At 59.1% G+C, this 26,709-nt stretch carries 24 protein-coding genes; 9 read left to right on the top strand and 15 right to left on the bottom strand.

The genetic code is table 11. From position 1 onward, the window contains the following. The first annotated feature begins 106 nt into the window (after positions 1 to 106). The gene (locus ACERJA_RS15605) at positions 107 to 541 is read left to right on the top strand and encodes a universal stress protein (protein ID WP_006067330.1); all 435 of its coding nucleotides are present in this window, start codon (positions 107 to 109) and stop codon (positions 539 to 541) included. A gap of 173 nt (positions 542 to 714) precedes the next feature. After that, positions 715 to 1,152 (top strand): universal stress protein, encoded by a 438-nt coding sequence (locus ACERJA_RS15600; protein WP_006067329.1) that lies wholly within the window; start codon positions 715 to 717, stop codon positions 1,150 to 1,152. Between the two features lie 45 nt (positions 1,153 to 1,197). Here the strand turns inward: ACERJA_RS15600 and ACERJA_RS15595 are convergent, their stop codons facing one another. From ACERJA_RS15595 to ACERJA_RS15575, 5 genes are all read right to left on the bottom strand, one after another. After that, positions 1,198 to 1,332: a hypothetical protein gene (locus tag ACERJA_RS15595; protein WP_373609169.1), complete on the bottom strand. Its 135-nt coding sequence runs from the start codon at positions 1,330 to 1,332 to the stop codon at positions 1,198 to 1,200. A 45-nt stretch (positions 1,333 to 1,377) separates the two neighbouring features. After that, positions 1,378 to 3,048, bottom strand: coding sequence for a sodium:solute symporter (locus tag ACERJA_RS15590; protein ID WP_373609168.1), 1,671 nt, complete (start codon positions 3,046 to 3,048; stop codon positions 1,378 to 1,380). Continuing rightward, positions 3,035 to 3,337, bottom strand: coding sequence for a hypothetical protein (locus ACERJA_RS15585; RefSeq protein WP_373609167.1), 303 nt, complete (start codon positions 3,335 to 3,337; stop codon positions 3,035 to 3,037). Before ACERJA_RS15585 ends, ACERJA_RS15590 begins: the two co-directional genes overlap by 14 nt. 219 nt (positions 3,338 to 3,556) lie before the next feature. Further along, the gene (locus tag ACERJA_RS15580) at positions 3,557 to 4,246 is read right to left on the bottom strand and encodes a haloacid dehalogenase type II (RefSeq protein ID WP_373609166.1); all 690 of its coding nucleotides are present in this window, start codon (positions 4,244 to 4,246) and stop codon (positions 3,557 to 3,559) included. An 81-nt stretch (positions 4,247 to 4,327) separates the two neighbouring features. After that, a complete protein-coding gene (locus tag ACERJA_RS15575; protein WP_373609165.1) occupies positions 4,328 to 5,212 on the bottom strand; it encodes a halocarboxylic acid dehydrogenase DehI family protein in 885 nt (294 codons plus the stop codon). Between the two features lie 264 nt (positions 5,213 to 5,476). Here ACERJA_RS15575 and ACERJA_RS15570 point away from each other — a divergent pair, with 264 nt between their 5' ends. After that, positions 5,477 to 7,111, top strand: coding sequence for an acyl-CoA synthetase (locus ACERJA_RS15570; protein ID WP_373609164.1), 1,635 nt, complete (start codon positions 5,477 to 5,479; stop codon positions 7,109 to 7,111). 101 nt (positions 7,112 to 7,212) lie between these two features. Here the strand turns inward: ACERJA_RS15570 and ACERJA_RS15565 are convergent, their stop codons facing one another. The 3 genes from ACERJA_RS15565 to ACERJA_RS15555 are packed head-to-tail and all read right to left on the bottom strand — an operon-like array spanning position 7,213 to position 9,192. Continuing rightward, positions 7,213 to 7,635 carry an acyl-CoA thioesterase gene (locus tag ACERJA_RS15565; RefSeq protein WP_373609163.1) on the bottom strand — a complete coding sequence of 141 codons (423 nt, stop codon included), beginning with the start codon at positions 7,633 to 7,635 and terminating at the stop codon, positions 7,213 to 7,215. A gap of 4 nt (positions 7,636 to 7,639) precedes the next feature. Further along, entirely contained in the window at positions 7,640 to 8,026 is a 387-nt protein-coding gene (locus ACERJA_RS15560; RefSeq protein ID WP_373609162.1) for a Zn-ribbon domain-containing OB-fold protein, read from the bottom strand. Then, positions 8,023 to 9,192 carry a beta-ketoacyl synthase N-terminal-like domain-containing protein gene (locus ACERJA_RS15555; RefSeq protein WP_373609161.1) on the bottom strand — a complete coding sequence of 390 codons (1,170 nt, stop codon included), beginning with the start codon at positions 9,190 to 9,192 and terminating at the stop codon, positions 8,023 to 8,025. Before ACERJA_RS15555 ends, ACERJA_RS15560 begins: the two co-directional genes overlap by 4 nt. 114 nt (positions 9,193 to 9,306) lie before the next feature. Between ACERJA_RS15555 and ACERJA_RS15550 the strand changes: the two genes are divergently transcribed. Next, a complete protein-coding gene (locus tag ACERJA_RS15550) occupies positions 9,307 to 10,164 on the top strand; it encodes a 3-hydroxyacyl-CoA dehydrogenase family protein (RefSeq protein WP_373609160.1) in 858 nt (285 codons plus the stop codon). 39 nt (positions 10,165 to 10,203) lie between these two features. Here ACERJA_RS15550 and ACERJA_RS15545 read toward each other — a convergent pair whose 3' ends face one another. Continuing rightward, on the bottom strand, positions 10,204 to 11,328 hold the full coding sequence (locus ACERJA_RS15545; protein WP_006067318.1) for an acyl-CoA dehydrogenase family protein: 1,125 nt from the start codon (positions 11,326 to 11,328) through the stop codon (positions 10,204 to 10,206). Between the two features lie 90 nt (positions 11,329 to 11,418). Between ACERJA_RS15545 and ACERJA_RS15540 the strand changes: the two genes are divergently transcribed. The 3 genes from ACERJA_RS15540 to ACERJA_RS15530 all read left to right on the top strand — a co-directional run bounded on the left by ACERJA_RS15540 (position 11,419) and on the right by ACERJA_RS15530 (position 14,914). Next, positions 11,419 to 12,978 carry an acyl CoA:acetate/3-ketoacid CoA transferase gene (locus ACERJA_RS15540; RefSeq protein ID WP_373609159.1) on the top strand — a complete coding sequence of 520 codons (1,560 nt, stop codon included), beginning with the start codon at positions 11,419 to 11,421 and terminating at the stop codon, positions 12,976 to 12,978. A 90-nt stretch (positions 12,979 to 13,068) separates the two neighbouring features. Continuing rightward, the gene (locus tag ACERJA_RS15535; RefSeq protein WP_373609158.1) at positions 13,069 to 13,857 is read left to right on the top strand and encodes an enoyl-CoA hydratase/isomerase family protein; all 789 of its coding nucleotides are present in this window, start codon (positions 13,069 to 13,071) and stop codon (positions 13,855 to 13,857) included. A 73-nt stretch (positions 13,858 to 13,930) separates the two neighbouring features. After that, complete coding sequence (locus tag ACERJA_RS15530) at positions 13,931 to 14,914, top strand: LLM class flavin-dependent oxidoreductase (protein WP_373609157.1); 984 nt, start codon at positions 13,931 to 13,933, stop codon at positions 14,912 to 14,914. A gap of 39 nt (positions 14,915 to 14,953) precedes the next feature. Here ACERJA_RS15530 and ACERJA_RS15525 read toward each other — a convergent pair whose 3' ends face one another. The 3 genes from ACERJA_RS15525 to rdfA form a co-directional block, all read right to left on the bottom strand. Further along, entirely contained in the window at positions 14,954 to 15,706 is a 753-nt protein-coding gene (locus ACERJA_RS15525) for an IclR family transcriptional regulator (protein ID WP_373609156.1), read from the bottom strand. A gap of 668 nt (positions 15,707 to 16,374) precedes the next feature. Further along, positions 16,375 to 18,333 carry an archaea-specific SMC-related protein gene (locus tag ACERJA_RS15520; protein ID WP_373609155.1) on the bottom strand — a complete coding sequence of 653 codons (1,959 nt, stop codon included), beginning with the start codon at positions 18,331 to 18,333 and terminating at the stop codon, positions 16,375 to 16,377. Positions 18,334 to 18,510: 177 nt separating this feature from the next. Next, on the bottom strand, positions 18,511 to 19,143 hold the full coding sequence (gene rdfA, locus ACERJA_RS15515) for a rod-determining factor RdfA (RefSeq protein WP_373609154.1): 633 nt from the start codon (positions 19,141 to 19,143) through the stop codon (positions 18,511 to 18,513). Between the two features lie 500 nt (positions 19,144 to 19,643). Between rdfA and ACERJA_RS15510 the strand changes: the two genes are divergently transcribed. Then, positions 19,644 to 21,509 (top strand): DEAD/DEAH box helicase, encoded by a 1,866-nt coding sequence (locus ACERJA_RS15510; RefSeq protein ID WP_373609234.1) that lies wholly within the window; start codon positions 19,644 to 19,646, stop codon positions 21,507 to 21,509. Between the two features lie 9 nt (positions 21,510 to 21,518). Here ACERJA_RS15510 and ACERJA_RS15505 read toward each other — a convergent pair whose 3' ends face one another. After that, a complete protein-coding gene (locus tag ACERJA_RS15505; RefSeq protein ID WP_373609153.1) occupies positions 21,519 to 21,953 on the bottom strand; it encodes a hypothetical protein in 435 nt (144 codons plus the stop codon). After that, entirely contained in the window at positions 21,946 to 22,779 is an 834-nt protein-coding gene (locus tag ACERJA_RS15500; protein WP_373609152.1) for a ParA family protein, read from the bottom strand. The genes ACERJA_RS15505 and ACERJA_RS15500 overlap by 8 nt, the downstream gene beginning before the upstream one ends. Before the next feature lie 960 nt (positions 22,780 to 23,739). Here ACERJA_RS15500 and ACERJA_RS15495 point away from each other — a divergent pair. Then, on the top strand, positions 23,740 to 25,428 hold the full coding sequence (locus tag ACERJA_RS15495) for a helicase HerA domain-containing protein (RefSeq protein ID WP_373609151.1): 1,689 nt from the start codon (positions 23,740 to 23,742) through the stop codon (positions 25,426 to 25,428). Between the two features lie 4 nt (positions 25,429 to 25,432). Here the strand turns inward: ACERJA_RS15495 and ACERJA_RS15490 are convergent, their stop codons facing one another. Beyond that, entirely contained in the window at positions 25,433 to 26,551 is a 1,119-nt protein-coding gene (locus ACERJA_RS15490) for a DegT/DnrJ/EryC1/StrS family aminotransferase (RefSeq protein ID WP_373609150.1), read from the bottom strand. Positions 26,552 to 26,709 lie beyond the last annotated feature (158 nt).

The following is a 26,709-nucleotide window of genomic DNA, read 5'->3' as shown; positions in this document are numbered from 1 at the left end:
TCATATGCTGCCGTCTGTGATCGGAATGTACAGAAACGACACCAGTTTCGCCTGCAGACACCATGTCTTCCCAAATGATTAAGTGATGTTGAACCGACTGTCAGTCATGCACACGATTTTGCTTCCGGTCGATGAGAGCAAAGAGCGGGCAATGCGAGCGGCTGAAACCGTCCTCGAACTTCCCGGCGGACCGGAAGAGAAAGCGGTCGTCCTGGTGAACATCTCCGAGTCGACCAAACAGCCCTGGCTGCGTGAGTTCGAAACGCAACGCGCTGAGGGAAAGGCGGACCCAGAACTGCCCGAAAGCACGAACGCAGCGTATGAACTCCTCACGGACCACGGGATCGACGTCGAAACCCGATTCGAGCGAGGGAGCGTGACTGACCAGATCCTCGCGGTTGCCGACGAGGTCGACGCCGACAACATCATCATGAGTGGCCGAAAGAAAAGTGCGGCCGGAAAGATGCTATTCGGGAGTGTCACTCAGTCGGTGCTGCTCGAGTCGACACGACCGGTTACCGTGTTATTAGACGAGTCGTGACCGCTTGAGACTACTTGGGCCAGTTTTTATTATCACTTGCACACGACCGTACGGCCTTCGTCGAAATTGACGTTCGAGTCCGGCATCATATTTGTTCAACTGAAGCTCCACCTATACATACACTCGCGATAGCTGGAGAAGGATTTAATCCGTGTCGAATGTGAACTATAAACATGTACACCGCGCTACTCCCCGTCGATGACGACGTCGATCGAGCACGGAGAGCAGCAAGGGCCGTTACGTCGCTTCCAGGGTCGCCCGAGGACATTCATGTCGTCGTTCTCAACGTTTCAGAGCTGAAACAGCAGCCGTGGCTCGTCGAAGCTGAGACGCACCTGACCGACGACAGTGAACTGGATGAATCAGCGGTCCCTGAGAGTGTTGCTGTCGCCCACGACGTGCTCGAGGAGTACGGAGCAACGATCGAAAAACGGTTTGAACACGGTAATCCACCTGACAGGGTCATCGCAGTCGCAGCGGAGATCATGGCGGATGGGATCGTCATGTGCGGGCGCAAACGGAGCGCCGCTGGCAAAGCACTCTTCGGAAGCGTCACACAAAAAGTGATGCTCGAGTCACAGCGTCCAATCCTCCTCATCAGAGACGAGTAGGCGCACGGCTCGAGTACTCAGCGCCGACGAAAACGAGTCTGCGAGTTAGTTATCTTTCCGATACTCGGCCCAGCTGAACACGGCGAGGGTGATCCAGCCGACGGCGATGAGTGCCGTTAGCTGGTTGTCGTTGTGGACCGCAATCGCAGCGGTGCCGACACCGATGAGCAGCCATACCATCGTTCCGAGTTTGGAGCCAAAGAGTTGCATAGAGAGCAGAGTAGGTTACCAGGGCTGGATCCCCCACCAGAGGATCGGGAGCATCAATGCGGCGAGGATGAGCAGCGGCATCGCGCTGGTAAAGCGGTCGACGTCGTCGTCCGGGTAGCCGTGCATCTCGTTGATCAGGTTGCGGTTCGATTCCGGGTCCACGTTCAGCGAATCGACTCGCTCCGCGAGCAGCGAGACGACGACGAACGTGAGAATCGACAGTGGGAACGCGATCATGATCGCGTCGATACCCAACTGTGCTGTCAGTCCCTCAGCGCCAGCCCCAATACCGCCGATAGCGTGTGGCGAGAGCACGACAACGGAACCGAATCCAACGACACTCGAGGCGATTGCCCCGTATCGGTTCACGCGGGCCGACCAGACGCCGAGGACGATCACTGGCGTAATCGCGGCGGCACTGATCGCGAACGCCCAGAGGATACTGACGACGAGGAACGCGGGCGGGCTGAGTGCGAGCAGAGCAACGACCAGTCCGGCCCCAATGACGGCAGCGTAACCGAACTGCGTCTTGCGGTCCTCAGTGACGTCGAGTTCGAAGGCTTCGATGACGTCGTTTGCGACAGCGGCACTGATCGCGAGCATGTGACCGCTGACGGTCGAGAGTCCGCCGGCAATCGCACCGGCAACGACGTATCCGGTGATCGAGTTCCCGCTGAACGCGAAGTTCAGGTAGAAGATCATCTTGTCGAAGTCGGCTTCGGCGACTTCGAATCCTTCCTGACCGAGCCAGTAGACGCCGGCGAACGCAACGGAGTAGATCGTTGCGAACATCAGGCCCGTCACGAGGACGAACCAGAAGACGGTCTTCCGACCGGCTTCAACGCTACGGCTAGTAAAGATCCGCTGGGCGAGGTGTGGCATCCCGATCGGCCCTAGCGCCATCGCCAGGAACATGGCGAAGTACCACCGCGTATCGAACGTCATGTCGAAGAAGTCGGGATTGGTCTGTTGCATCTCCGGCACGAGGTCACCGTAGCCAAGCGGCGGGAAGAACCAGCCCGAGGAGCCGAGTTGGTTCAGGACGACCATCATCGGAATAAAGGCCGCGGTGAGCATGATCCAGAACTGTAGAGCAGAGTTGTACGACACACCCCACATCCCGGCGATCACCACGTACCCGGTAACCAAGGTCGCAATGACGAACAGCGAGAGCGTGTAGTCCCACCCGAACAGAATTTCGGCGACCTGGGCCAGGCCGATGAACTGACCGAGTGCATACATCAGCATGACGAACACGATGAGCAGCGCCATCACGGCGGACATCGTGTTACCGTAGCGATCCTTACAAAACGTCGCTGGAGTGTACGAACCGAGTCGACGCAGTGTCTGTCCGTAGAGGATCACGATCAGTGGGATCGAGAGCAGGAAGTTGGTCCACATTGCCAAGAATGGGATCTGGACCTGCACCATGAGGGCGACGACACCCATGAACGTCGCCAGACTCTCCCAGGTCGCCGAGACCGCAGAGCCGTTGACGAACGGGCCAATCGTCCGTCCAGCGACCATGTAGTCGTCGCTGCCCTGGATGTTGCTCTTCATGTAGTAACTGATCCCGTAGAACACGAGGAACATCACGACGATGATTCCAACCGGGATTACGAGATCAGTGAACGTCTCCTGGAACGGGTATTCGCCAGCCTGTTGTAACGGCTTAATCATCGTCATCACCTGCTTTCGCACTAATATCGTCAGATGCCCCAGCGGGATCTGTAGATGCGTTCAATCGTTCTTTTTCCTCCATAATCGAGGACGTGATGTACTGGTAGTAGATCCAGTACAGGACGAACATTGCAATCGGACCACCAGCCACCAGCCAGAAGTAGTGGAAGGGGAACCCCAACACCATGAGATCGGGAGTCCCGAACATCGTGAACCAGATCCCGGCATGGATGACACCAACGAGTGCTAATGCAGCAGTCAGTGATGCCAGTGCTTCCTTGGTATGTGTCTGCATACACTACTCATCGTCATATCGCAGGTATTAAATTGTTATGAATAATCTGGATCCTTTTCTCCGACTCAGTGCGAATACGACAGCCAAAATGAAGTATTCCTTCTCGAACTACTAAGATAATATATTCTTATAAATGGAAATATATCTGGTGCACGATTTGCGCTTCGGAAAGCGGGTGCCATCCATGAGCCATGCGTCTCTGGATGGCGCGTGGCGTCGTTACACACCAAGTTCGGTCGCGAACTCATCAAACGTCTCGATGGTCAGGTGCGGTTCGGCAGCAAATGGATCCCAGAGACCAGCTGTTCGATTGATCCAGACTCCCTGCATGCCCGCATGCATCGCCCCCTGGACGTCGAATGTCGGGCCGGCAACGTGCGCGATCGACTCGAGCGGTGTCTCCGTTTGCGCCGCCGCATGTTGATAGATGTCTGCGTCGGGTTTGAACGTCCGAATCTCGTGTGCGCTGATCGTCCCCGAGAGTATTGAGTCGAGAGCTGCCGTTTCGACCATCGACTCGAGCATCGCCGGATTTCCGTTCGACAACACGAAGACCTCGTATCCGGCGTCAGTAACGGCCTCGAGTCCGCACCGGACGTCCTCAAACGGGTCGAGATCGTGGTACGCCGAGAGGATGTCCTCGATTGTCGCAGATGGGAGGTCGACACCATGATCCGCGAGCGAGACTCGAAGCGCATCGCGGTTCATGTCGTAAAACGGCTGGTAGCTGTCGGTGAAGTTGCTCACCATCGTATACATGAGCGAGCGACTTCGCCACTGATCGGAAATGGACTGTGCATGCTCGGCGTCGACAGCTGTCTCGAGCGCCGTTTCAACGGCAGCAGGGTCGACGAGGGTTCCATACGAGTCGACAGTGATCGTTTCAACGGCGGTTGGGTCGAATGACATACTGACTCGATTCGCCCACGCAATAAGAGACTATGGGTGAGTTGCACACGATCTGCATCGAACGCTGAAACCGCGACTCGTTTACTCGAGCGAACGGCTGCCAGCGGCGGCGACCGTCGTCGCATACACTGGGAGCGCTGGAACGACAGTCTCGATCGCACCCTGATTGAACTCCCGGAACAGCGTCTGTAGTTCCTCGATTGCCGGCTCGTCGATTCCGTTCCGCTCGAGCGATTCGGGACCCAGTTGTGGTGTGTAGGGCAGGGAATCGACGTACTCGGTCACCGCTGTTCGGGCATCGACAACAGCCGTCGAAAACCCATCACTCCGAAGAATTGGCTCGAGGTCGTCCCACATCGGGACCAGATATCCCGGCCACTGGGCGAGCGTCCGGTAGATACTCGGCAGTCCGTCCTCGAGTCCGTGAAACGACTGGATCGCTGGAACGACGTCGACCAGCTCGGCCGGCGTCTCGTCGAACGCGACCATCGTCGGTGGCCGGCCCCGCTCAGCATCGAACTCGGCTGGAAGCGGCGCGGTTGCGTCTCGAGTGCGATCGGGTGCAGTACCGATCGGCTCGTCGGAAAGCGCCCGGTCGACGAGTTCGAAGAGGACGGCAAGTCGCGGCGCCACGATGTCGTAGGTGGCGAGTTGTCCCCGAAGCTCACCGTACTCAGCGGGAGTAATCTCGAGTTCGTCACAGCGATAGGTTGGAATCGGTGTCTCGTCGGACACTGCCGAGAGAACAGTGTCTCGATAGCTGACCGAGAGATGCCCGAAACGAGCCGTCTGGAACGCCGGTTTCACCTGTCCCCAGGCATACCGGAGGAACTCGGGGTAGTTCGCAATCGTCGTTCGGAAGATCCAGTTGACGATCGGTGCCCTGAACGTTCGTTTGATGTCATCGTACAGCCCCCGTTTCCATCCGGTCGCATCGATTTCGTACAGTTGCTTGCTCGTGTCCATAGCTGTCTGATGTCACGGGTCATGGTAAATGTGTACATTATCTTCCCTCCCAAACGGAACCAGTCTCACCGTGGTACAGCACGGCATTCCACGGCGTTACTCCCGATTGCTTGTGCACACGGCCGTCCGTCGAGACAGAACATCAGCTGTGCACCAGCAGACAGTAGCAGGTCGCATCAGCACCTCATATTTATACCCACTGCTATCGGCGAGAAATCTGGGAGCAGCAAAACATTAAAGCAGACATAGTATGATTGATCCGGTATGGGTATGAATTACAATGCCATTGTTGAGGAGTTCGAATGGGAGATTCCGGAATCATATACCGTCACGTCGACTGTCGCCGACCATGCAGCGTCGTTCGGTGACCGAGTCGCTGTTCACTTTCTAAACGCGGACGGCTACCGCGAGGAGCGGACCTATAACGACCTTCACGAGGAGATGAACCAGTTTGCGAACGGCCTCGAAGAACTGGGTGTTGAAAAAGGCGACCGCATCATGCATCTGCTCCCGCGCCATCCGGATACGTTTGGCATCCAGCTTGGTGCGCTCGCGACGGGGTCGCTGTTGGTCCCCTGTTCGTCGATGCTACGAGCGAAAGACATCGAGTTCCGTGCAAATGACTGTAACGCGACGACGATCGTTGTCCACGACTCGCTCACTGATATGGTCGAGCCTATCCTCGAGAACACGCCACTCGAGCGCGTCATCGTTCTCGAGGGCGACGAGAGCGACCTCGACGACGAGCAGTGGTCGACGTTCCAGTCGGTAAGCGACGGCCAGTCAGCCGAGTACGACGGTCCTGCCCTCACGTCAGAAGATCCGATGTCGATCAACTACACCAGTGGGACGACCGGCCAGCCAAAGCCCGTCTTGCACAAACACCGCTGGCAGTACTGCTTCAACCAGATTAACGGCCCATACTGGTGGGGTATCGACGAAGAGACCGACCTCGAGGAGGAACTGCTGTGGGCAACGACCGGCACCGGCTGGGCCAAGTGGTTCTGGAGCCCGGTCGGTGTTGGCCTGACCACTGGCGCAACACAGCTCATTTACGACGGTGACTTCGAGCCGGAAACGTTCCTCGAGATTCTCGAGGACGAAGGCGTCACCAAACTCTGTGCAGTCCCGACCCAGTATCGGATGTTCGCAAACGCCGATCTCGATGCCTACGACGTCCAGTTGAACGACACGCTGTCGGCGGGCGAGCCGCTCAACCGCGAGCCGATCGAGCGCATTCAAGATGCCTGGGGTGTCACGCCACGCGACGGCTACGGCCAGACCGAGACGGTCGCACTCGTGACGAACTACCCGGGTATTGACGTCAAGATCGGTAGCATGGGGAAACCGACCCCCGGCGTCGGAGCGACAATCATCGAAGTGGACGACGAAAAAGAAGTCGAGCCTGGCGAGATCGGCGAAATCGCAGTCCCCGTCGACTCACCGGCGATCTTCGACGGCTACTACGAGAAGCCGGAACTCGACGAACAGAAGCTCTCCGGAGAGTACTACCGAACCGGTGACCTTGCCTCCCAGGACGAGGACGGCTACTTCTTCTTCGAAGGCCGCGCCGACGACATCATCATCTCCTCAGGCTACCGGATCGGCCCCTTCGAAGTCGAAGACGCACTCATCAGCCACGACGCCGTCGCCGAAGCTGCCGCCGTGGACAGTCCACACGACGAGCGTGGCAGCGTCGTCAAGACCTACGTGATCCTCGCCGAGGGCTACGAAGGCAGCGACGACCTCAAAGTCGAACTACAGGAGTTCATGAAAGAGGAGACAGCACCCTACAAGTACCCACGCCGGATCGAGTTCGTCGACGAACTTCCCAAGACCTCGAGTGGCAAGATCCGACGCGTCGAACTGCGAGAACAGGAGCAGGAAAAACACAGCTAGACCCACGCCGGTAGGGTCTTTTTTAGCGCTGCCCGGAGTCCCGGTCACGAGACCCGATCACACGAAAATCACGACGGAACCTGTGTCACCGACGCGTCCCGTCAGTCGATCACGTCACCGCGCTCGTGAATACACGCGTGTATCGCATCCGGGAGCGGTGTCGCCTTGAACGTCTCATCAACGAAGACGAACGATACCTCGCCGCCGGCGACGTGTTCATCAGTCGATGGTCGGCTAATGTCGAACGAAACCGTCAGCGAGGTAGTGCCGCTGTCGACGACAGTCGTCTCGAGCAATGCCGTGTCTCCGGCACGGAGCGGTGCGTGAAACGACGCCGACGCCTCGACTGCGGGGAGCAGATACCCATCCTTTCGGTAGGATTCCATCGGATGCTCACCGTCAGTGGCTGGACTGAAGTAGTCGTTCAGGCCCACGATCACGAAATGAAAGAACCGTGGATAGTAGATGAGCCCGCCAGCATCGGTATCGCTCCAGTCGACGGTGATCGGCGTCGTGTGTGACATCGGATTAGTCGTGCGGGTGGAACGTAATCGTCCGCTCGTCCGTCGTCTCGGCCGATTCGACGGCGACAGTGACTTCCTGGCCGATTTCGACGTCGTTTGGGTCGACGTTCTGGAGGATTCCAGTCAGTTTGACTGACCCGAACGTCGCGATCGCCGTAACGTACGGTGCATCGTCTTCGAACTGCGGCGTCGGAACGGCAACAGTCGTGTGCGTGACGAGTTCACCTGTTTCGGGTAGCGTGACTCGTTCGAGTTCGCGGTCACCGCAGTGTGGACAGACACGCCGTGGTGGCACCATCGCATGGCCATTCAAACACTCGTAGTAGTAGCCATCTCCAGCCTCGAGTGCATCGAGGAACGCGTCGTAGCTACCATCCTGTCGGCCCGTCATCGTGTCACCTCCAGTACGTGTACCGCTGCACTGGCAACCGTCCCACCCGCGTTGTGTGCGAGGCCAACGGTGACGTCGTCGTCGACAGCGTCGGCTCGTGGATGGGTTCCATTGAGGAGGTTTCTGACGGCTGCGACCTGCGCTGCGCCGGTTGCACCGACTGGATGCCCCTTCGCTTTGAGTCCACCGGAGAGATTCACTGGGAGGTCGCCATCACGTCCCGTCTCGCCGCGTCGAGCCGCTCCAATAGCTTCTCCGTAGCTGTAGAGCCCAAGCCCCTCGAGAGCGAGCACCTCGGCGATCGTAAAGCAGTCGTGAACCTCGACAAGCCCGACGTCGTCGGGATCGATGCCAGCATCGTCGTAGGCTTCTTCGGCTGCGTCGCGTGTTGCTGGAGCCGTCGCAAGCGACTGGCGATCCTGTAGAGCCATGGTGTCGCCGCCATGGCCCGAGCCCGTGATCGCAACGCCGCTGTCAAGGCCGTGTTCCTCGGCGTAGGATGGCGACAGTAAGACGAGTGCGGCTGCCCCGTCACTGATCGGACAGGCATCGTACAGCGTGAGTGGGGCCGCAATTTCTGGTGACTCGAGGACGTCGTCGACGGTGATCTCCTCTTGGAGGTGTGCGTGATCGTTGACGAGGGCGTTGTCGTGGTTCTTGACGGCGATGTGAGCGAGATCCTCGGGACCGCCGCCGAACTCGTCGAAGTACGCTCGTGCCATCAGCGCGTACGCTGCGGGGAACGTGACGCCGGCTCGGATCTCGAAAAGGTCGTCGGCCGCACGAGCCAACCCGTCGGTCGCCCCGGCGGTTCCCATGTTGCTCATCCGTTCCATCCCACCAGCGACGACGACGTCTGCCTCGCCGGTTCGGACCGCACGAACGGCGTCTCGGATCGCGATCCCACTTGAGGCACACGCACTTTCGACCCGTCTGGAGGGCGCGGTCGTCCCCAGCGCCTCAGCGGCGAGCGGTCCCTGGTGGCCCTGGTTTTCAGCGAGTGTACCGACGAAATTGCCGTAAAACACCTCGTCGATGTCCTCGGGCCCAACTCCAGCGTCGTCGAGTGCTGCAAGCCCAGCTTCCGCAAACATGTCTCGCCCTGTCCGCTCGGGGAACGTTCCGAACGCAGTCATCCCTGTTCCGGCGACGAATGCCTTCGACATTAGCTACCACGCTACTGTTGAGCAGACGGGACTATATGTGTATCGAACGACTCCCGACAGCCGAGATCTATCGAGTCGGCACACTTATAGGTATAGTCGGAACAGACACTGGTGATGGACGTAGAGACAATCGACCGCGTCGGCGTTATCGGCGCGGGGACGATGGGCAGTGGTATCGCACAGGTTGCCGCCACACACGGCTACGACGTCGTGATGCGGGACATCGAACAGGAGTTCGTCGAGAACGGGTTCGAAACGATCGATGACAGTCTCGGCCGACTCGTTTCGAACGAGACGCTCACGGAAGACGAGGCCGCAGACGTTCGTGACCGGATCACCGGGACAACGGACCTCGAGGACCTCGCAGACTGTGACCTCATCGTCGAAGCAGCGCTCGAGGATCTCGACATCAAACGCGACATCTTCGGCGACCTCGACGAGATCGCAGCCGATGACGCCGTCCTCGCGACGAACACGAGTACGCTCTCGATCACGTCGATCGCCAGCGCGACGGAGCGACCGGAGTCGGTCGTCGGACTCCACTTCATGAACCCCGTGCCGGTGATGCCGGGTGTCGAGATCGTCGTCGGCGAGCAGACCGATCCTGAACTCGTCGATGTCGCCCACGAGTTCGCCGAAGACCTCGGGAAGACGACCTGGGAGTCGGACGACAAGCCCGGCTTCGTCACGAATCGCATTCTCATGCCCTGGATCAACGAGGGCATTCGCGCGTTCGACGAAGGCGTTGCGACGAAAGACGACATCGACGCGGGGATGGAACTCGGAACGAACGTGCCGATGGGGCCGCTGACGCTCGCCGATCACATCGGCCTCGATATCTGTCTGCACGCCACCGAAACGCTTCACGAGGAACTCGGCGATCGGTACAAACCAGCCTACCTCCTCAAGCGGAAAGTCGAAGCGGGCGAACTCGGCAAAAAGACGGGTTCTGGATTCTACGAGTACGAATAGAGTCGACTCGAGCGATTCGAAGTAGACATCCCGTCCGCTCTACTGTTTGAGGTGGCGGGCGATGATCTTTTTCTGAATCTCGGAGGTTCCTTCGTAGATCGTCGTGATCTTGGCGTCGCGGTAGTAGCGCTCGACGTCGAAGTCTTTCGTGTAGCCGTAGCCGCCGTGGATCTGGACCGCTTCGTTTGCGACGTCGACTGCTGCCTCGCTGGCGAAGTATTTGGCCATCGCCGCAGCCTTCGCTGCGACGCCGTCCTCGTTCTTGCGCGCGGCATCACGAGTCAGCAGACGGGCTGCCTGCACGTCGGTCTGCATATCGGCGAGTTTCTGGCTGATCGCCTGATGTTCGATGATCGGCTCGCCGAACTGCTCGCGCTCGTTGGCGTACTCGACCGAGTCATCGAGGGCGGCCTGTGCGACGCCGACTGCCTGGCTCGCGATCGCCACACGGCCGCCAGTCAGAATCGAGAACGCGGATTTGAGCCCGCGCCCGACCTCAGTCAGGCGGTTTTCGGCTGGAATGCGGACGTCGTCGAAGATGAGCGTCGTCGTGTCGCTCGCTCGAAGGCCGAGTTTGTCCTCTTTTTTGCCGACCTCGAGGCCCTCAACGTCTTTCGGCACGAGGAACTGCGTGACGGTGTCGGGGTCGTCACGGTCAGTTTTGGCAAAGAGGATGACGACGCCCGCGCGCTCGCCGTTGGTGATCCACTGTTTCTTGCCGTTGATGACGTACTCATCTCCGTCGAGTCGGGCTTCGGTCGACATCTCGGCAGGGTTCGAGCCAGCGTGGGGTTCCGAAAGCGCAAACGCACCGACGGGACGGCCACGGGCCATCTCTGGGAGCCACTCCTCTTTGTGGGCTTCGGAGCCGAACTGACGGATACACGACGTCGCGAGACAGTGCACCGAGAGCGCCGTTGCGACGGCGAGGTGGCCGTAGGCGAGTTCCTCGTTGATGATGCTGTAGGTGAGTTCGTCGACGTCGAGGCCGCCGTACTCCTCGGGCACCGTCATCCCTGTAAAGTCCAGTTCCGAGAGTCCATCCCAGACGTCTTCCGGGAATTTCTGGTTCTCGTCAGCGTCGTGGACGTCGGCGCCGACCTCGTTTTCGACGAAATCCTGTACCGTGTCCTGGATAAGCTGCTGTTCGTGCGTAAGCTCCATACCACGGTATTCGAGAGTGGCCTACTAAAGGGTGCGATCCGTCGACAAATAGATACATAGAAATGGGCGCTCGCACGGAGAGTGATATGTATGACACGTATCCAGTCACGGGAGGCGGCAGTGGATCGTATCGACGACGGCGACACCGTCGGAATCGGGGGCTTCGTGGCCGTCGGTATTCCGGAGTATCTGCTCGAGGCACTCGGCGAACGCTACGCAGAGACTGGCGCGCCCGGCGATCTCACGCTGTATCATCCGGCAGCGGAAGGCGACCGACAGGGGAACGGCATCTCTCATCTCGTCCAAGACGGGATGATCAAGCGGACGATTGCCAGCCACTGGGGCTTTACGCCGGATCTGATGGAACGGATCGTCGAAGAGGACGTTGAGGCGTACAACCTCCCGTTCGGCGCGATGGATCACATGCTTCGGGATACGGCTGCGGGCAAGCCCGGCACGATCACGAACGTCGGGCTCGGAACCTTCGTCGATCCACGCCAAGACGGCGCGAAGGCAAACGACATCACGACCGAAGATCTCATCGACGTCGTCACGCTCGACGGCGAGGAGTATCTGTTCTACCGCTCGGTCCCCATCGACGTCGCGATTATCCGGGGAACGACCGCCGACGAGAACGGCAACATCACGATGGAACGGGAGGCCCTCGAGTCGAACGTGCTGACGATGGCACAGGCAGCCCACAACTCCGGTGGCACCGTGATCGCCCAAGTCGAGCGTGTCACCGAGACGGGCACACTCGATCCGCGATCGGTTGCCGTTCCGGGCGTCCTCGTCGACGCTGTCGTCGAAGCACCAGCCTCACACCACCCACAGACGTACGCCGAGCCGTACAACCCAGCCTACAGCGGCGAGATCAAACCGCCCGCAAGCGACTCGCCAGACGACGCACCCCTGTCGGCACGAAAGATCATCGCCCGACGGGCCGCAATGGAGCTCTCGAGTGATGCCGTCATCAACCTCGGCGTCGGTGTTCCCGAACTCATCCCGGCCGTCGCAGCGGAAGGTGGCATCGACGACGAGATTACTCAGACCGTCGAATCCGGCCCCGTCGGTGGCTCCGCCTCGGGCGGGATCAGCTTCGGAACCGCGACGGGCCACGAGGCACTCGTCGCCTCCACTCAGCAGTTCGACTTCTACGACGGCGGCGGCCTCGACTTCGGCTTCCTTGGGATGGCCCAGGCCGACCCGGCCGGCAACATCAACGTGAGCCGATTCGGCTCGCAACTGCCCGGCTGTGGTGGCTTCATCAACATCACCCAGAACGCCGAAACGGTCGTCTTCTGCGGGACGCTGACGACCAACGGCCTCGAACTCGACGTCGGCGACGGCGAACTCGCGATCGAACGCGAGGGCGACCAGCCGAAGTTCATCGAGTCCGTCGAACAGATCACCTTCAGCGGGGAGTACGCCCGCGAGATCGACCAACCGGTTCGCTACGTCACCGAACGAGCCGTCTTCGACCTTCGTGAAGACGGACTCACGCTCGTCGAAGTTGCACCCGGTATCGACCTCGAGACGGATGTCCTCGATCAACTCGAGTGCACGCCAGCGATCGCAGACGACGTCGCCGAGATGCATCCGGATCTCTTCCGGGCGGAGCCGCTCGATCTGACCGAGTACGTCGACTGATCAGCGCTCCAATCTCGTCCGTTTTTGTGGCCGCTGTGAGCGAACCCAGGGATCAGTATCGTTAACAGCTATTGCGAGAAACCGACTGGCATGGCTTCGTACGAAAACCTCTCTGTCGACCACGACGACGGCGTCGCGACGGTCACGCTCGAGAGCACGGCTGGCCGAAACGCACTCACGCTCGAGATGGCGAACGAACTGGTTTCGGTTGCCACGACACTCGGGGACGATCAAGACACCCGGTGTATCGTGTTGACCCACGAAGGGACCTTCTTCGGTTCCGGGGCAGATCTCTCGCAGCTCTCGGGCGATGCCTCCGACGCACCCCACCTTCGAGAACTGGCCGGTCGCGCCCACGAGGCGATCACGCAGTTCCATCGAGCAAAGACACCTGTCGTCGGCGGGATCAACGGTATCGCCGCCGGGATCGGCTTCAGCCTCGCACTGATGCCGGATCTCGTCGTCCTCGGCGAGGATGCAACGCTGAAGTTCGCCTATCCGGGCATTGGACTGACGGGCGATGGCGGTGCGACCTTCTTCCTGCCACGATTGGTCGGGCTTCGAACGGCCAAAGAGATCGTCCTCCGTGATGAAGCGATCGCTCCCGACGAAGCCGTCGAAATGGGGCTTGCAACAGAGGTCGCACCCGCCGACGAGTTCGACGAGCGACTCGAGGCAATCGCCTCGGGGTTAGCAGCCGGCCCAACGCATGCGCTCGGGACGGCAACGCAGCTGCTGACTGATAGCTACGAGCGCGGCCTCGAGGGGCAGTTGGCCGTGGAAGCCGATGCAATCGCCGACGCATCCAAGACTGAAGATTACGAAATCGGGCTCGAGGCGTTCTTCGGCGATGGCGACCCCGAGTTCGTCGGCCGATAGTAACGAGACGCGACAGACTCAGGAGATTACATCCGAAGAATGATTTATCACGATAAATCTCAAACGTGGTGGTATGCATCTTGGCCTGGTGATCCCACGAACTGGCGCACACGACCCGACCGATCTCGCGATCGATGCGGAACAACAGGGGTATGACTCCGTCTGGATGGGGGAGCTCTGGGGGACGAGCTCCGTCGTCAAGCTCGCTGAAATCGCGGCGCTGACCGACGAGGTCGAGATCGGGACGGCCATCGTAAACGTTTTTTCACGGACACCGGCTGTGCTCGCGATGACAGCAGCGACGCTCGATCAGGTGTCGGATGGCCGCGCGTCGTTCGGCGTCGGAACGAGTACGCCGACGGCTGTCGAAAACATCCACGGGATGACGTTCGAACAGCCAGTTCGTCGCTCTCACGAGACGATCGAGATCATTACAAAGATCCTGCGAGACGACGAGCGAGTCGACTACGACGGCGAACTGCTCAGCGTCACCGGGGTCCCGCCGGTAAACGCCGATGTTCCAGTCTATCACGCGGCGCTCGGCCCGGCCAACCGACGTGTCGTCGGGCGACTCTGTGATGGCTGGATGCCCCACAACATCCCGTTTTCCGAACTCGAGAGCGCCTTCGAGGTCGTCGAGCGAACGGCTCGTGAGTCCGATCGTGATCCGGACGAGATTACGATCGCACCATACGTTCCAGCGGCGGTAAGCGATGACGAGTCTGAAGCCTACGACGCTGTTCGTGGCCATATCGCCTACTACGTCGGCAGTGGCGAAGGCTACCAGAACGCGGTCGCAACCCAGTTCCCTGACCAAGCAGAACGCATCGCCGAGGCGTGGCAAGCGGGCGACAGGGGGGAAGCAACCGGGCTCGTGACGGACGAAATGGTACACGACCTCGGTGTCGCCGGGACGCCAGACGCTGCACGCGAACAGCTCTACGAGTTAACCGCCGAGACCGCGATCGATCGGCCGCTGGTGACGATTCCAGAACAGGCTGCTGACGAGCTAGCCGAGGGGACGATCGAAGCGCTGGCTCCGGTGTCAGACCCGTAATCGACCGCACCAGTCACGAACCAGATCCGGTTCGGTCGGCTACACGTAGTCCAGATTCACCTGCGTCACGTTTGCTGCTCGCTTGACGACGTCTGCAATTTCGTTGCGGCGCGTCTCATCGATTCGACTCTGTGGCCCACAGACACAGATCGATCCACGAACCTGATCGCTCTTGTCGAGGATCGGCGCTGCGATACAGACCATTCCTGCGATGCGTTCGCCTTCGTCGACTGCATACCCCGCTTGGCGAATCGACTCGAGTTGCTCGAACAGGACATCGGAATCAGTGATCGTCTGTGACGTCACTGCAACCAGACCATGTCGATCGATGATCTCATCGACTCGCTCAGCGGGCATATGCGCGAGCATCGCCTTTCCCGGAGCAGTGGCATGGAGCGGCATCCGAGCACCAGGATACGCAAAGAGATTGACTGCGTCGGGTCCTTCCTGAACCGCGAGGATCACTGCCTGGTCGTCTTCCTCGATAAGGAGGGTTGCGTGTTCACCGGTCTCTTCAGCGACGTCCTCGAGTTCGTCACGGACCGCTTTGAAAACCTCTAGCCGGTGTCGATGCCGGTGGCCAACCTCGAGAAATCGCGTCGTCGTCTGATACTCTTTGTCATCCATGGTCACGTATCCCGTCGCGACGAGTGCTTGCAGGTAGTCGTGAACGGTACTGACGGGCATATCGAGCCGGTCAGCGAGTTCCGAGACGCCACCACCGCCATTTTCTGCGAGCTCATCGACGAGCCTGAAGGCCCGTTCGACCGACCGATTGGGTGTCCCAGTCATAGACAGACCTACGTTCGAAGGCTACAGAAAGCTTTCGGCCTGTCCGGATATCCTTTCGAGAAGAGTCTGAAAGTGACATAAACATTTGTGAGATTCTTTCGGGAACTATACACTGGAACAGGAAGAGAGACGGTAAAAGAGTTCAGAAATAATAGCTTTGGCCGGAGTTGTGGTATGTTAACATAGTGCTGTCAGCTGTCGATCGTTCCGGGAGAGTCGAATTCCCTTTAGGTGATTATATTGTAGTAACATCCTCTTATTCAGGGGCAAATGCACTGGTATAGAACTGATCGTCGAATGTGCTGATAATCGCTTCGACAGCAGGCTGCAACTGGCGGTTCGTATCCACAGTGGTTCTGCGGCCGCCCCAACAGAACACACCCGAACAAACTTCCGAAGGAGCCGGAAAATGTTTCAGACGACCCGGTCCCGGACGGCCAATCGAACGACGGCTGTCTGATCGGTAGAAAGCCAGTCAGTTAGCATGACGTCACTGGGAACCGTGATTGACGAGTATCGGCCTGCGATTACAAGCATACTCGTGTAATCAGTTGTGCAGGGCTGAACGTCAGATCGATCCATCGCTAGTCCCTCATACATCGACTGTACGTTCAACGCAATCCAGTCCGGATTCGCCTCCGCAGTACGGGCGTGAAGACAACCAACGATTAGATATCCGTAATCACACCGTGGCCGCCTTCGACTGCCTGTGCGTCCTCTTCTAACAACGCCACGACGAGATACGGAACGTACGACTCGAAGTACTCGACGAGCGTTGCAATTCGTTCAGCATCGATCGCCTCGAGCGAGTCCAGAAGCATGACAGGGACCGTTTCGTAGACGTCGTGAACGAGGTATCCGGCCAGCGCGAATACGAGCCCAGTCACTTCCCGTTCGCTCTCACTCAGGTGGTCGATCGTGTCTTCGTAGGCCGCACCGTCGTCGGTGCTTCGAACGATTTTGAGATCGAACGACGATTTCGAGACTTTCCGGCGTCCCTCACGGACCTCGCGAGTAGTCCGATCGATCCAGATCCGATCGAGATTCTCATACTGGAGTGTCTCGAGGAGGTTTTCCATGTGCTCGTTGAACGCCTCGACCGCATTGGCCTCGATCTGATCGATTCGGGTGCGAAGCGTCGTCAGTTCATCAGTAACGTCCTCTCGGCGGGCCTTGAGTCCCTCACGGTCGTCGAGACGGGCCTCGATTTCTGCGATCTCGGATTCGATCTCGTCGCGCGTGCGCTCTTTGCGCTCGAGTTCGAACTCGAGTTGGTTGACTTCCTTGTGCTGGTCGAGAACGCCGCTGTACTCCTCGGTCTCGAGGTCTTCGATCTCGGCCTCGAGCACATCGATTTCGTCGGCGAGCTCCTCACGCTCTTCGGTCAACGCTTCGATTCGATCGCTTCGACGGTCGATCTCGTTGCTAATCGACTCGAGTCGCCGCTGGGTCTGTTGATACTCAGTGCGGTTTTCGTTGATGCTGGACAGTGTCTCTCGCCGATCGTTGAGATCGGCGCTGATTTCGGATCGCTTCTCGAGTCGCTCCTGGCGTGCGGTTCGGAGCTGTTCGATCGTCGTGTCGATTTGGTCTCGAGCAACTGACGAGCCACAGGTCCAGCACGTGACTGTCTCGGACTCGTCGAGCAACTGATCCGTCAGGGGACCGTCGTCAGTTTCGGTCGTCTCTGCGAGGAACGAATCCGGCTCCTCGAGGAGCTGTTCGTTGAACTGAATGGTGCTCTGTAGCTGAGAGATCTCTTCGGAAAGGTCAGCTTTGTCGGCCTGAAGCGTCTCGATTTCCGCCTCGAGCCGGCTGATTTCCGTCTCGTCACCCGTCGAGAGTGACTCGAGTTTGTCCTCGACCTCGTCTCGCTCTTCTTCGAGCGCTTCGATGCTGGCCCGTTCGGTCTCGATCCGGTCGCGGGTGTGTTCGATTTCCGACCGCGTCTCACGCACGTCATCGAGTCTTGCCTCGAGTTCGGACTGTTCCTCTCGGCGCTCTTCGACGTCGACGTTCGTTTCCTCGAGTTTCTCCTGTGCCGCCTCGAGTTCTGCTTCCAGTGTCTCGATTTCGTCAGTTACGCGTGTCCGCTTTGCCTCGAGGTCAGGGAGGCGCCCCTCGAGGTCGTCGAGTTCTGCGAGCTGGTCGTCGAGGTCGCGCTTTCGCTGCTCGTGTTGTTCGATCTCCGATTGGATGGCAGCGGTGTCGACCGGCCGCATGATCAGTTCGCGGAGATCATCGCCACGAGCGACGGCCTGTCGCGCCTCGTTGGATTCGAGCAGAAACGCGAACAGATCGGCGAGTTCCGGGTCCTCGAGGTATGGCTCACCGTCGGTGACAATGGTCCCGTTTCGACGCTCGAGTGTGCGTCGGTAGGTCTCGTCTCCGAACTCGAGCGTTGCACTCCCTTCTGCGGCGTCGGCTTTCAGGCTGACCTGATTGCTGCCGAGTGCAGCCATAATCGCCTGCAACAGCGAGGTTCGGTTCGTTGCATTTCGACCGGAGAGAACGGTGACTCCCTGCCGAAATGACACCGTCGTTTCGTCGATACCACCAATGTTGTCCACCTCGAGCGTTGCCTCCTCTGGGATGTCTCGTTTCTTCGAGTCCAACTGATGTTCCATATCCCGTTGTTTCAGCTACTGACAGATAGGTATTACCACTCCAGTTCCGGTGACAGAATACCAGATGATTTATGAATCAGTCCCCAACCGATTGCGGGTTCGGTGTGCTACAGTAACACCTGAACCGATGGACACATAGATCGCATAGCCGTTCTTCGATCTGGTGTGCAGTGACGTTCAGTGGCTATTACAGTCACAGGCGCGCTCGTCGAGGAGATCCCTGATGGTGTACTCCTGAAAACACTCCTCACACGTCACCGTGATCGAGACAGTCACGTTGTACTCTCCAATGTCGAGGATTCCGTTTCGTTTGAGTTGGGCAACGGTATCTGCCGTGACGGCGGCGGTTCGATTCTGGAGTGCGCCAAGTTTCTCAGCGCTTCGCTCGAGTCGCTCCTCGTCACTTGGCGTCTCGAGTGACACATCGAGACAGTCCGTCAGATGATTGTAGACCGTCTGGTGGGAGACGAAATCCGACTCGACCTCCTCGATTGGGACACCATCGCGTTCGAGTTCAGTACGGGTCTGCACCTGTGTTCCGCTACTGACGTCGTCATCCGTGAGTAGCCGGTACGTGTTTTCGACTTCGCCTTCTTTGACAGTGATCGCTGCCTCCTCGAGGGCCGCCTCGAGAATGCGCTGGTTGAGATACGCTGCGAGTTCACGGGTACTGTACTGTTCAGCAGCCTCACCGGTCCAGTATGCAGCGAGGTCGTCATCGAGCGTCGACAGTTCATATCTGTCCGCAACCCGTCCGATTTTACATCCACACGAACGGTCCGATTCCGGTTCGTGATCCTGATTGGCCATGGTCATAATAACTGTATCACCTATAAAAAGCACTTCGGGTGGCACGTGGTCGATCAGCTATCGGTTTGCATATTCGCTTCGATATGCCTCTTTTTCTGATTAGTACTACAATTGATCTTTCAGAGACACGTCTCAATCGGGTTTAGAAACGGTTGTAACGACAGAAAGTCAGAGTGATGAATCAGATAGCTACTGGGATTAGGTGCACTATTACGACGGTACGGAGCCTTTCGAGGTTGTTCTATGACAGACAGCCAGAATCAACCGAATGTATTACTCAATTCTGATAGTTCTTCAGTCATATACTTTGAACGGTACATCGGTACTCGACCTTGGCTAGATAACCGACCGACAGACCATCCTCGAGCCGAACGACACATCGTCGTGTTTTCGGTCCCCCACTCGAGGTGAACGAAATCGGTTTACCCACCCCGCGGTTAGACCAGCCAGTGACCGACGAACGTTCCCCGGATGCAGCTGGTGACGATCAACAGCCCGGCGTGACAGCCAACGGCGAGACGACAGTTGATGATGAGGGCAAACAGCAACTGACGCTCGCAGCGTTCCACGACGCGTGCCAGCAGGCGGGACGGCCCGTTCTCACCGCGGCATCCGTCGCGCAAACGCTCGAGATACCCCACGAAGCGGCCAGCGAAGCGCTCGAGGCGCTCGCAGACCACGGCGACGTCGAGCGACTTTCCGTCGAGACGGATCCCGTTGTCTGGTACCCGAGCGAACTCGAGGATCTGACCGACCGAGAACGCGTAGTCGTCTTTCCGAAGCGACGTGAGATTATCGTCGACCGGCCAGATCAGTTCACGCGAGCACAGCTCTCCCAGTTCGCCCACCTCGCAGACGGCAACGGGGACGACGGCTACCGATACGTCGTCCGTCCGGAGGACATCTGGCAGGCCCCTCACGACAGCTTTGCAGCACTCACTCGGACGATGCGACAGGCGCTGGGCCAGCGATCCGACGCGCTCGAGGAATGGGTCGAAAGCCAGTGGGATCGCGCTCACCAGTTCCGGCTGGCGACCCACGAAGACGGCTACACGGTGCTCGAGGCCAAGACACCCGAAGTGATGGGCAACGTCGCCCGGCAGAAACTCGACGAGGAACACGTCCACGCGCCGATCTCCGAGACCGAAGACTGGGTGCGGGAAGGTGCAGAAGCAGCGATCAAGCGCATCCTCTACGAAGCGGGCTATCCGGTCCAGGACCACCGAGATCTCGAGGCCGGTGAGTCGCTCTCGATCGACCTCGAGGTGCGACTGCGGGAGTACCAGCAGACGTGGGTCAATCGATTCGCCGAGGCCGGTGAGGGCGTTTTCGTCGGCCCACCGGGAAGCGGCAAGACGATCGCGGCGATGGGGGCGATGGCCCATGTCGGGGGGGAAACGCTCGTCCTCGTCCCGAGTCGGGATCTCGCGCGCCAGTGGGCCGAGTCGATCGCGGAGTACACCTCCCTCGAGCCCCATCAGATCGGCCAGTATCACGGGGGCCGAAAAGAGGTCCGCCCGGTCACGATCGCGACTTACCAGATCGCCGGCATGGATCGCCACCGATCGCTGTTCGACGACCGCGAGTGGGGGCTGGTCGTCTTCGATGAGTGTCAGCACGTCCCCTCGGACGTCTACCGACGGAGTACACACCTCCAGTCTCGCCATCGGCTCGGCCTCTCTGCCAGCCCGATCCGGGAGGACGACCGCCAGACCGAGATCTTCACGCTCGTCGGCCCACCGATCGGCACCGACTGGGAGGCGCTGTTCGAGGCCGGCTTCGTCGCCGAACCGGAACTCGAGATCCGCTACGTTCCGTGGGGTGACGACGAGCAACGAAACGCCTACGTCTCCGCCGAGGGTCGCGAAAAGTACCGTATCGCTGCGAAAAACCGCGGGAAAATCGACGACGTCCGATATCTGCTCTCGGCCCACCCCGACTCGAAAGCGATCGTCTTCGTCGACTATCTCGAGCAGGGTCGCGACCTCGCGGCTGCACTCGACGTGCCGTTTCTCAGTGGCGAGACACCCCACCACGAGCGACGCCGACTGCTCGAGGAGTTCCGACGAAACGAGCGTGATCTGCTGATCATCTCTCGCGTCGGCGACGAGGGGATCGACCTGCCGACAGCCGACCTGGCGATCATCGCCTCGGGACTGGGCGGCTCGCGACGGCAGGGAACCCAGCGGGCCGGCCGAACGATGCGGCCGGCCGGCGGCGCGCTCGTGTACGTGCTCGCGACCTACGGCACACGCGAAGAGGACTTTGCCCGGAAACAGCTCCAGCACCTCGGTCGCAAGGGAATGACGATCCGCGAGCAGACGGTCGACCGCAGTCGCGAAACCGACAACAGCGACGACGAGTAACGCAACGGGTTACTCCTCGCGGGCCTCGAGCAGTTCCTCGATCAGGCCGTCGGTATCGGCGGCTGCGAGCCGGAAGACCGCATCGTAGAACTCCCGACCAGTCAGATCGCGAACGTCGTGGTCAGTTCGCAACTGGGCGTCGACCAGCGCCTGCGCGTCTTCTAACTCCTCGATCGTCTCGGGACGGACGTACACCGTCTTCTTCTCCGTCGCGTCGAACGGAAACGCGGTGGGGTCGTCGGCGTCGGCCGATTCTCCGTCGGAGCCGTCGTCGGACGACTCGGTGTCGGTCTCCGTCTCGTCGGCGGTTGAATCGTATTCGACCGTCGTTGCATTCGAGTCACTGTCGGCCGATTCGGCGTCGCTCGCCGACTCGCCAGCGGAGTCGTCGGCGTCCTCGTCGACAGCCTCGCTGAGGCCGGCAAACCGATTATCCTCAGGCATCGTCGACACCTCCACGCTCGACGATCGCTGCCAGTTCGTCGAGTCGCTCGAGCATGTCGTTGTCCGGGTCGTACGCCGCAAGCGGGACGCCCTCGCGCCACGCCCGTTTGAACGCAATCCGCTCGCGTAAGCCGGGGCCGGGCGAATCAGGATCATCGAAGTGGTCCGACTGCGCAAACGACGGGAGGAACTCACCGAACTGAGAGTCTTCCAAGTCGCCGATGATGCGCTTTTCTTCATTATCGCCAGCGAGCGAGTTCGGTACGATCGCGAGAATGTCGAGATCGATCTCCTTGCGGATTGGGCCGATCTGCTGGGTGTACATCCGCTCGAAGCCGCTGACACTGGGTTCGCTCATCCGCAACGGGACGATGACGTTCTGGGTCGAAATCAGCGAGGCGTCAGCGAGCGGGCCGAGGTTCGGTGGCGAGTCGACAACGACGTAGTCGTACTCGTCGCCCAACACTGGGTCGACGATTTCGTTTCTGATCCACAGCTCACCGAAGGTCGCACTCCGAATGCTGTTCTCGACGCTATCTAAGTCCTCGTGGGCCGGCAACACGTCGAAGGCGTCGGTCGAGCGGATCACGTCCTCGAGGGTCGTCTCCGAGCCGTCCTCCAAGACGTCGCCGAGGTGGACGTCGCTCGTGTAGGCCTCACTCAGCCCGACACCTTCGGTGGCGTTGCCCTGCTGATCTAAGTCGACGAGCAGGACGTCGTTGTCTCGGTTTGCGAGTCGTTCCGCGAGATTGATCGCGAGGGTCGTTTTGCCGACGCCGCCTTTCTGCAGGGCGACGCTGACGGCGCGTGGGGTCTGTGTTGTCATTTGTAGGAACACCGCAGTCGCCACAGCAACCGCTTTGACAGTGACGCCTGTCCGGAGATTGAGCACCGTGCTTGGACTCGAGACGGTCGACACAGTGTAGACCGTGTACACTGTTCGACTGAATACCGCCAAGACAGGTATGGACCGAACGGTATCGAACGGAAGAGCCGTCTGCACGGTGTACACCGTGCGGGATGTGTGGACAGTCTGAAGCGCGTAAACCGTTCGGACAGCACCGATCTCGAGCAATCACCGAACTGTTCAGACCGGCTCCGATGTGCAAGCGGCGAACAGCGTGTATACGGTGGAAACATTGTACGATGTCCGGTTGAAAGCGGCTCAGTCTGCTGTGGTGGGTAACACGCCTATCATTCAAGTAATCGGACTTAACAGTAGCGGAAGACCGTCTGCACATTTTACACAGTCTACACCGTGTGCTTATCGGGTTGATCTACACCGTGTAAACTTTGTTTTGGAAATAGTGTCTGAACCGCCTCTGGACACATACAACGTAGCTCTGTGTTGAAAAGTTCTGTCGAGGAGGTGTGAAAACCTCAAACGGTGTACAAATTGTAGACTGTCTACAAAGTGTAGACCGTGCAAACTGTAGAGAGCGTTCGGACAGTTCGTCGCCCGGAATCCAGCCACGGTCGGCCCCCGCTCGAGACCAAGTGTCGTCGTAGCTGACTGTGAATGTTTGTGGGACAGTGCACACAGTCTAAAATGTCTACACAGTGTAGCGTGGCAGTCGGATAGGCAACGACGAACAGTTAGTGATGTCCAGACAGTGCCGGCATCTTACACCGTGTACAAAGTGTAGACTGTTTGGTGAGGAACAGCCGAGCGAACATCCCTCATAGATTACACGCATGGAACAACCTCGCGAGGCCAATATTCAAGGGTCAGTGTTCGGAGTATAAGATATATGAACGCGTCGCAGGTGTCGACGGTGATGGGGCGGTGAGCGACCAACGTGAGATTCTTGTTGGCGAGACGGCTGACAGAGAGGAGTTGCATCTGCCGGTCGTGGAACTGCTAACCGGCCGTGGATTCATCACCGGAAAGTCGGGTTCCGGAAAGTCGAACACGGCGTCAGTCATCGCCGAGGAGTTACTCGAGGCCGGCTTCCCGCTGTTGATCGTCGACACCGACGGCGAATACTACGGGCTCAAAGAGGAGTACGAAATGTTACACGCCGGAGCCGATGAGGAGTGTGACATCCAGATCGGACCGGAACACGCCGAACAGATGGCGTCGCTGGCACTCGAGGAGAACGTTCCAGTGATCCTCGACGTCTCAGGCTATCTCGATTCGGACGTTGCGGACGAACTCCTGCGAAAAATCGCCCGTCAGCTATTCATCAAAGAAAAGAAGCTGAAAAAGCCCTTCCTGCTGGTCGTCGAGGAGGTCCACGAGTACATTCCGGAAGGTGGTGGCGTCGGCGAGACGGGGAATCTGCTGATCAAAATCAGCAAGCGCGGGCGCAAACACGGCCTCGGTATCCTCGGCATCAGCCAGCGACCAGCCGACGTCAAGAAGGATTTCATCACGCAGGCGAACTGGCTCGTCTGGCATCGACTGACCTGGGACAACGACACCAAAGTCGTCGGGCGAATCATCGACACCGAGTACTCGGAACTCGTCTCGGAGCTCAACGACGGACAGGCGTTCGTCCAGACTGACTGGACCGAAGTCGACGTTCGAAAGGTCCAGTTCCGTCGCAAGCGGACGTTCGACGCGGGTGCGACACCCGGGCTCGACGACTTCGAGCGGCCCGAACTGAAGTCCGTCTCCGATACGCTCGTTGGCGATCTCCAAGACATCTCGGAGCGAAAGCAACGCGAAGAAGATCGCATCCTCGAACTCGAGAACGAACTCGAGAAAAAGGAAAAACGCATCGAGACGCTCGAGGCCGACCTCGAGTCGGCACGGGACGTCTCGAGTGCGGCCAAGCAGATGGCGGACGCACTCATGGGGCCGAACACCGTCCAGACACAGCTGCCAGAAGACGAGCAGCGTCGGCTTCACGACGAAATTCTCGAGTTGGAAGCCGATCGAGACGAACTCGAGGCCGAACTCGAAGACAGAGATGAGCGGATCGAGACGCTCGAAGCGAAACTCGCGTCGCGAACGGACGCGATGGAGCGGCTGCGCGAGGAAAACGAGCAGCTCCGGGAACGGGTGGCGAATTTCGAGACGGCCCAAGAGGCAGCGACTGAAGCAGCATCGGAGTCGGCGACGGAATCAGAATCGGCGATTATTCAGGCCGGTGGTGACGAACTCGATTTCGGTTACATGTCGGCCAGTGAAACGTCAGAGACGGACACCGAGGATCGATCACCGATCACGACTGCGACAGTTCACGAGGAGTGGTTCGAAGGCGAGTGGATCGACGACCGACTCGAGCGCGCGGCCGAACAGTCACAGTGTACGGTGGCGACGGCACGGAACGCACTCGCCGTGCTGGCTCGAGACGGCGCCCTCGAGTCTGCGGCCATTGCCGAGGAAGTCGCTCGGTCGACGGTTGCAGTCCAGGGGCTCTTGTCGGAGTTACGGACCGAAGGCATCCTTGATCGGCCTACCGAGCGGACGTACACGCTCGATGACGACATCCGGTCGGAACTGGAGACAATGGTGAGCACTGAGTAGGCTGTCACCGGGGCAAGCGATCGCCGACGGCTTCGATCGTCGAGGGATCGATATGCTGGTGGACTGGAAGAACGAGAATTTCTCGAGATAACGTCGTCGCACGGTCGTACTCGGGGTTCTCGAAGACGGTACTCGAGAGTCGCGGCCAGGTGTGAGCACCATCGACGCCACAGCATTCGAGGTCCTCGAGGACCCGTTGTGGAATACTCGTTCGAAGCGGGAAGACCTGTGGACAGATTCCCGCAGGAAGCGAGTCATAGAGGACGTCGACGTCGTCATGGGAGTCGAAGATGCGTTGCCACGCACGGTAGTTCTCGCGACGGGCGTTTCGGATCGCGACGGGGTCTGCACCGTTGACGACGTACGCCGAGAGTTTCGACATCGGGGCTTTCCCCTCCTCGTACCGGACACTCGGTTCCGGAACGGAAGGCGACATCCCTCGATCGTCAATGAGCGCATCAACTGACCGACTGACAGTGGGGCTCATGTTCAACAGTCCAGCAACGGCCGATTTGAGGAGGAATCGACAGTCATCAGCGCCGAACTGCTCGCGAACACCAGCGAACGATGACGGGGCGAGGTGTTCGGCAACGACAGCATCGTTGCAGTAGAGGACCGCACCATCGGGAATCGGCAACAGTTTCCAGAGACTGGTCACTCCAAGATGGCCTCGAGTTCCAAGCAGTGTTCCGTTGTCGACACTGATCGGAGCGTGAGCGTTGTCGTCGATATGGTAGCAGTCGTATTCGTCGACAAGGGACATAAATTCCCCAAGACCGGGCTGTGGAAATCCGAAGTAGTTGACCGACATGATCGCGACCGTGTCGTCATCGAGCCGTCGTTCGATGTCAGCCAGATCCGGCGCGAGGTTCGCTTCGAGACGATAGTATCGGACTGCAAGTCCGAGATCCAAAAACGGCTCGGCGACTGCGTCTGGGAGGTAGGCGGGAACAAGCACGTTCTCACCGGCGTCGACAAGCCCGGAAAGACCATCATACAATGCGGCCTTTCCGGAGCCATACAGCGAAATATCGGTCGAAAAACGCTCGAGAACCGACCTGATATTAGACGGTTGTGGCCCGGATAGCGACCGGATAGAAAGCGATGGATGCTCGCTGATCATCCGTTTCGTTGCAAGTGGCTAACCGTCAGCACATCCTCAATCAGGAGCCGGCACCGCGGTCGATCGAGTGTTCGTTTTGACTGATAGTCCCCTGCAGAACCGGTTCCACCTGTCGACAAACCCACCATAGCCGGGCATAGACGAACACGACCTATAGT

It is taken from the genome of Natronorubrum sp. A-ect3 (genome assembly GCF_041821125.1).
GTDB lineage: Archaea > Halobacteriota > Halobacteria > Halobacteriales > Natrialbaceae > Natronorubrum > Natronorubrum bangense.
This window is presented reverse-complemented; position numbering and strand designations above follow the sequence as displayed.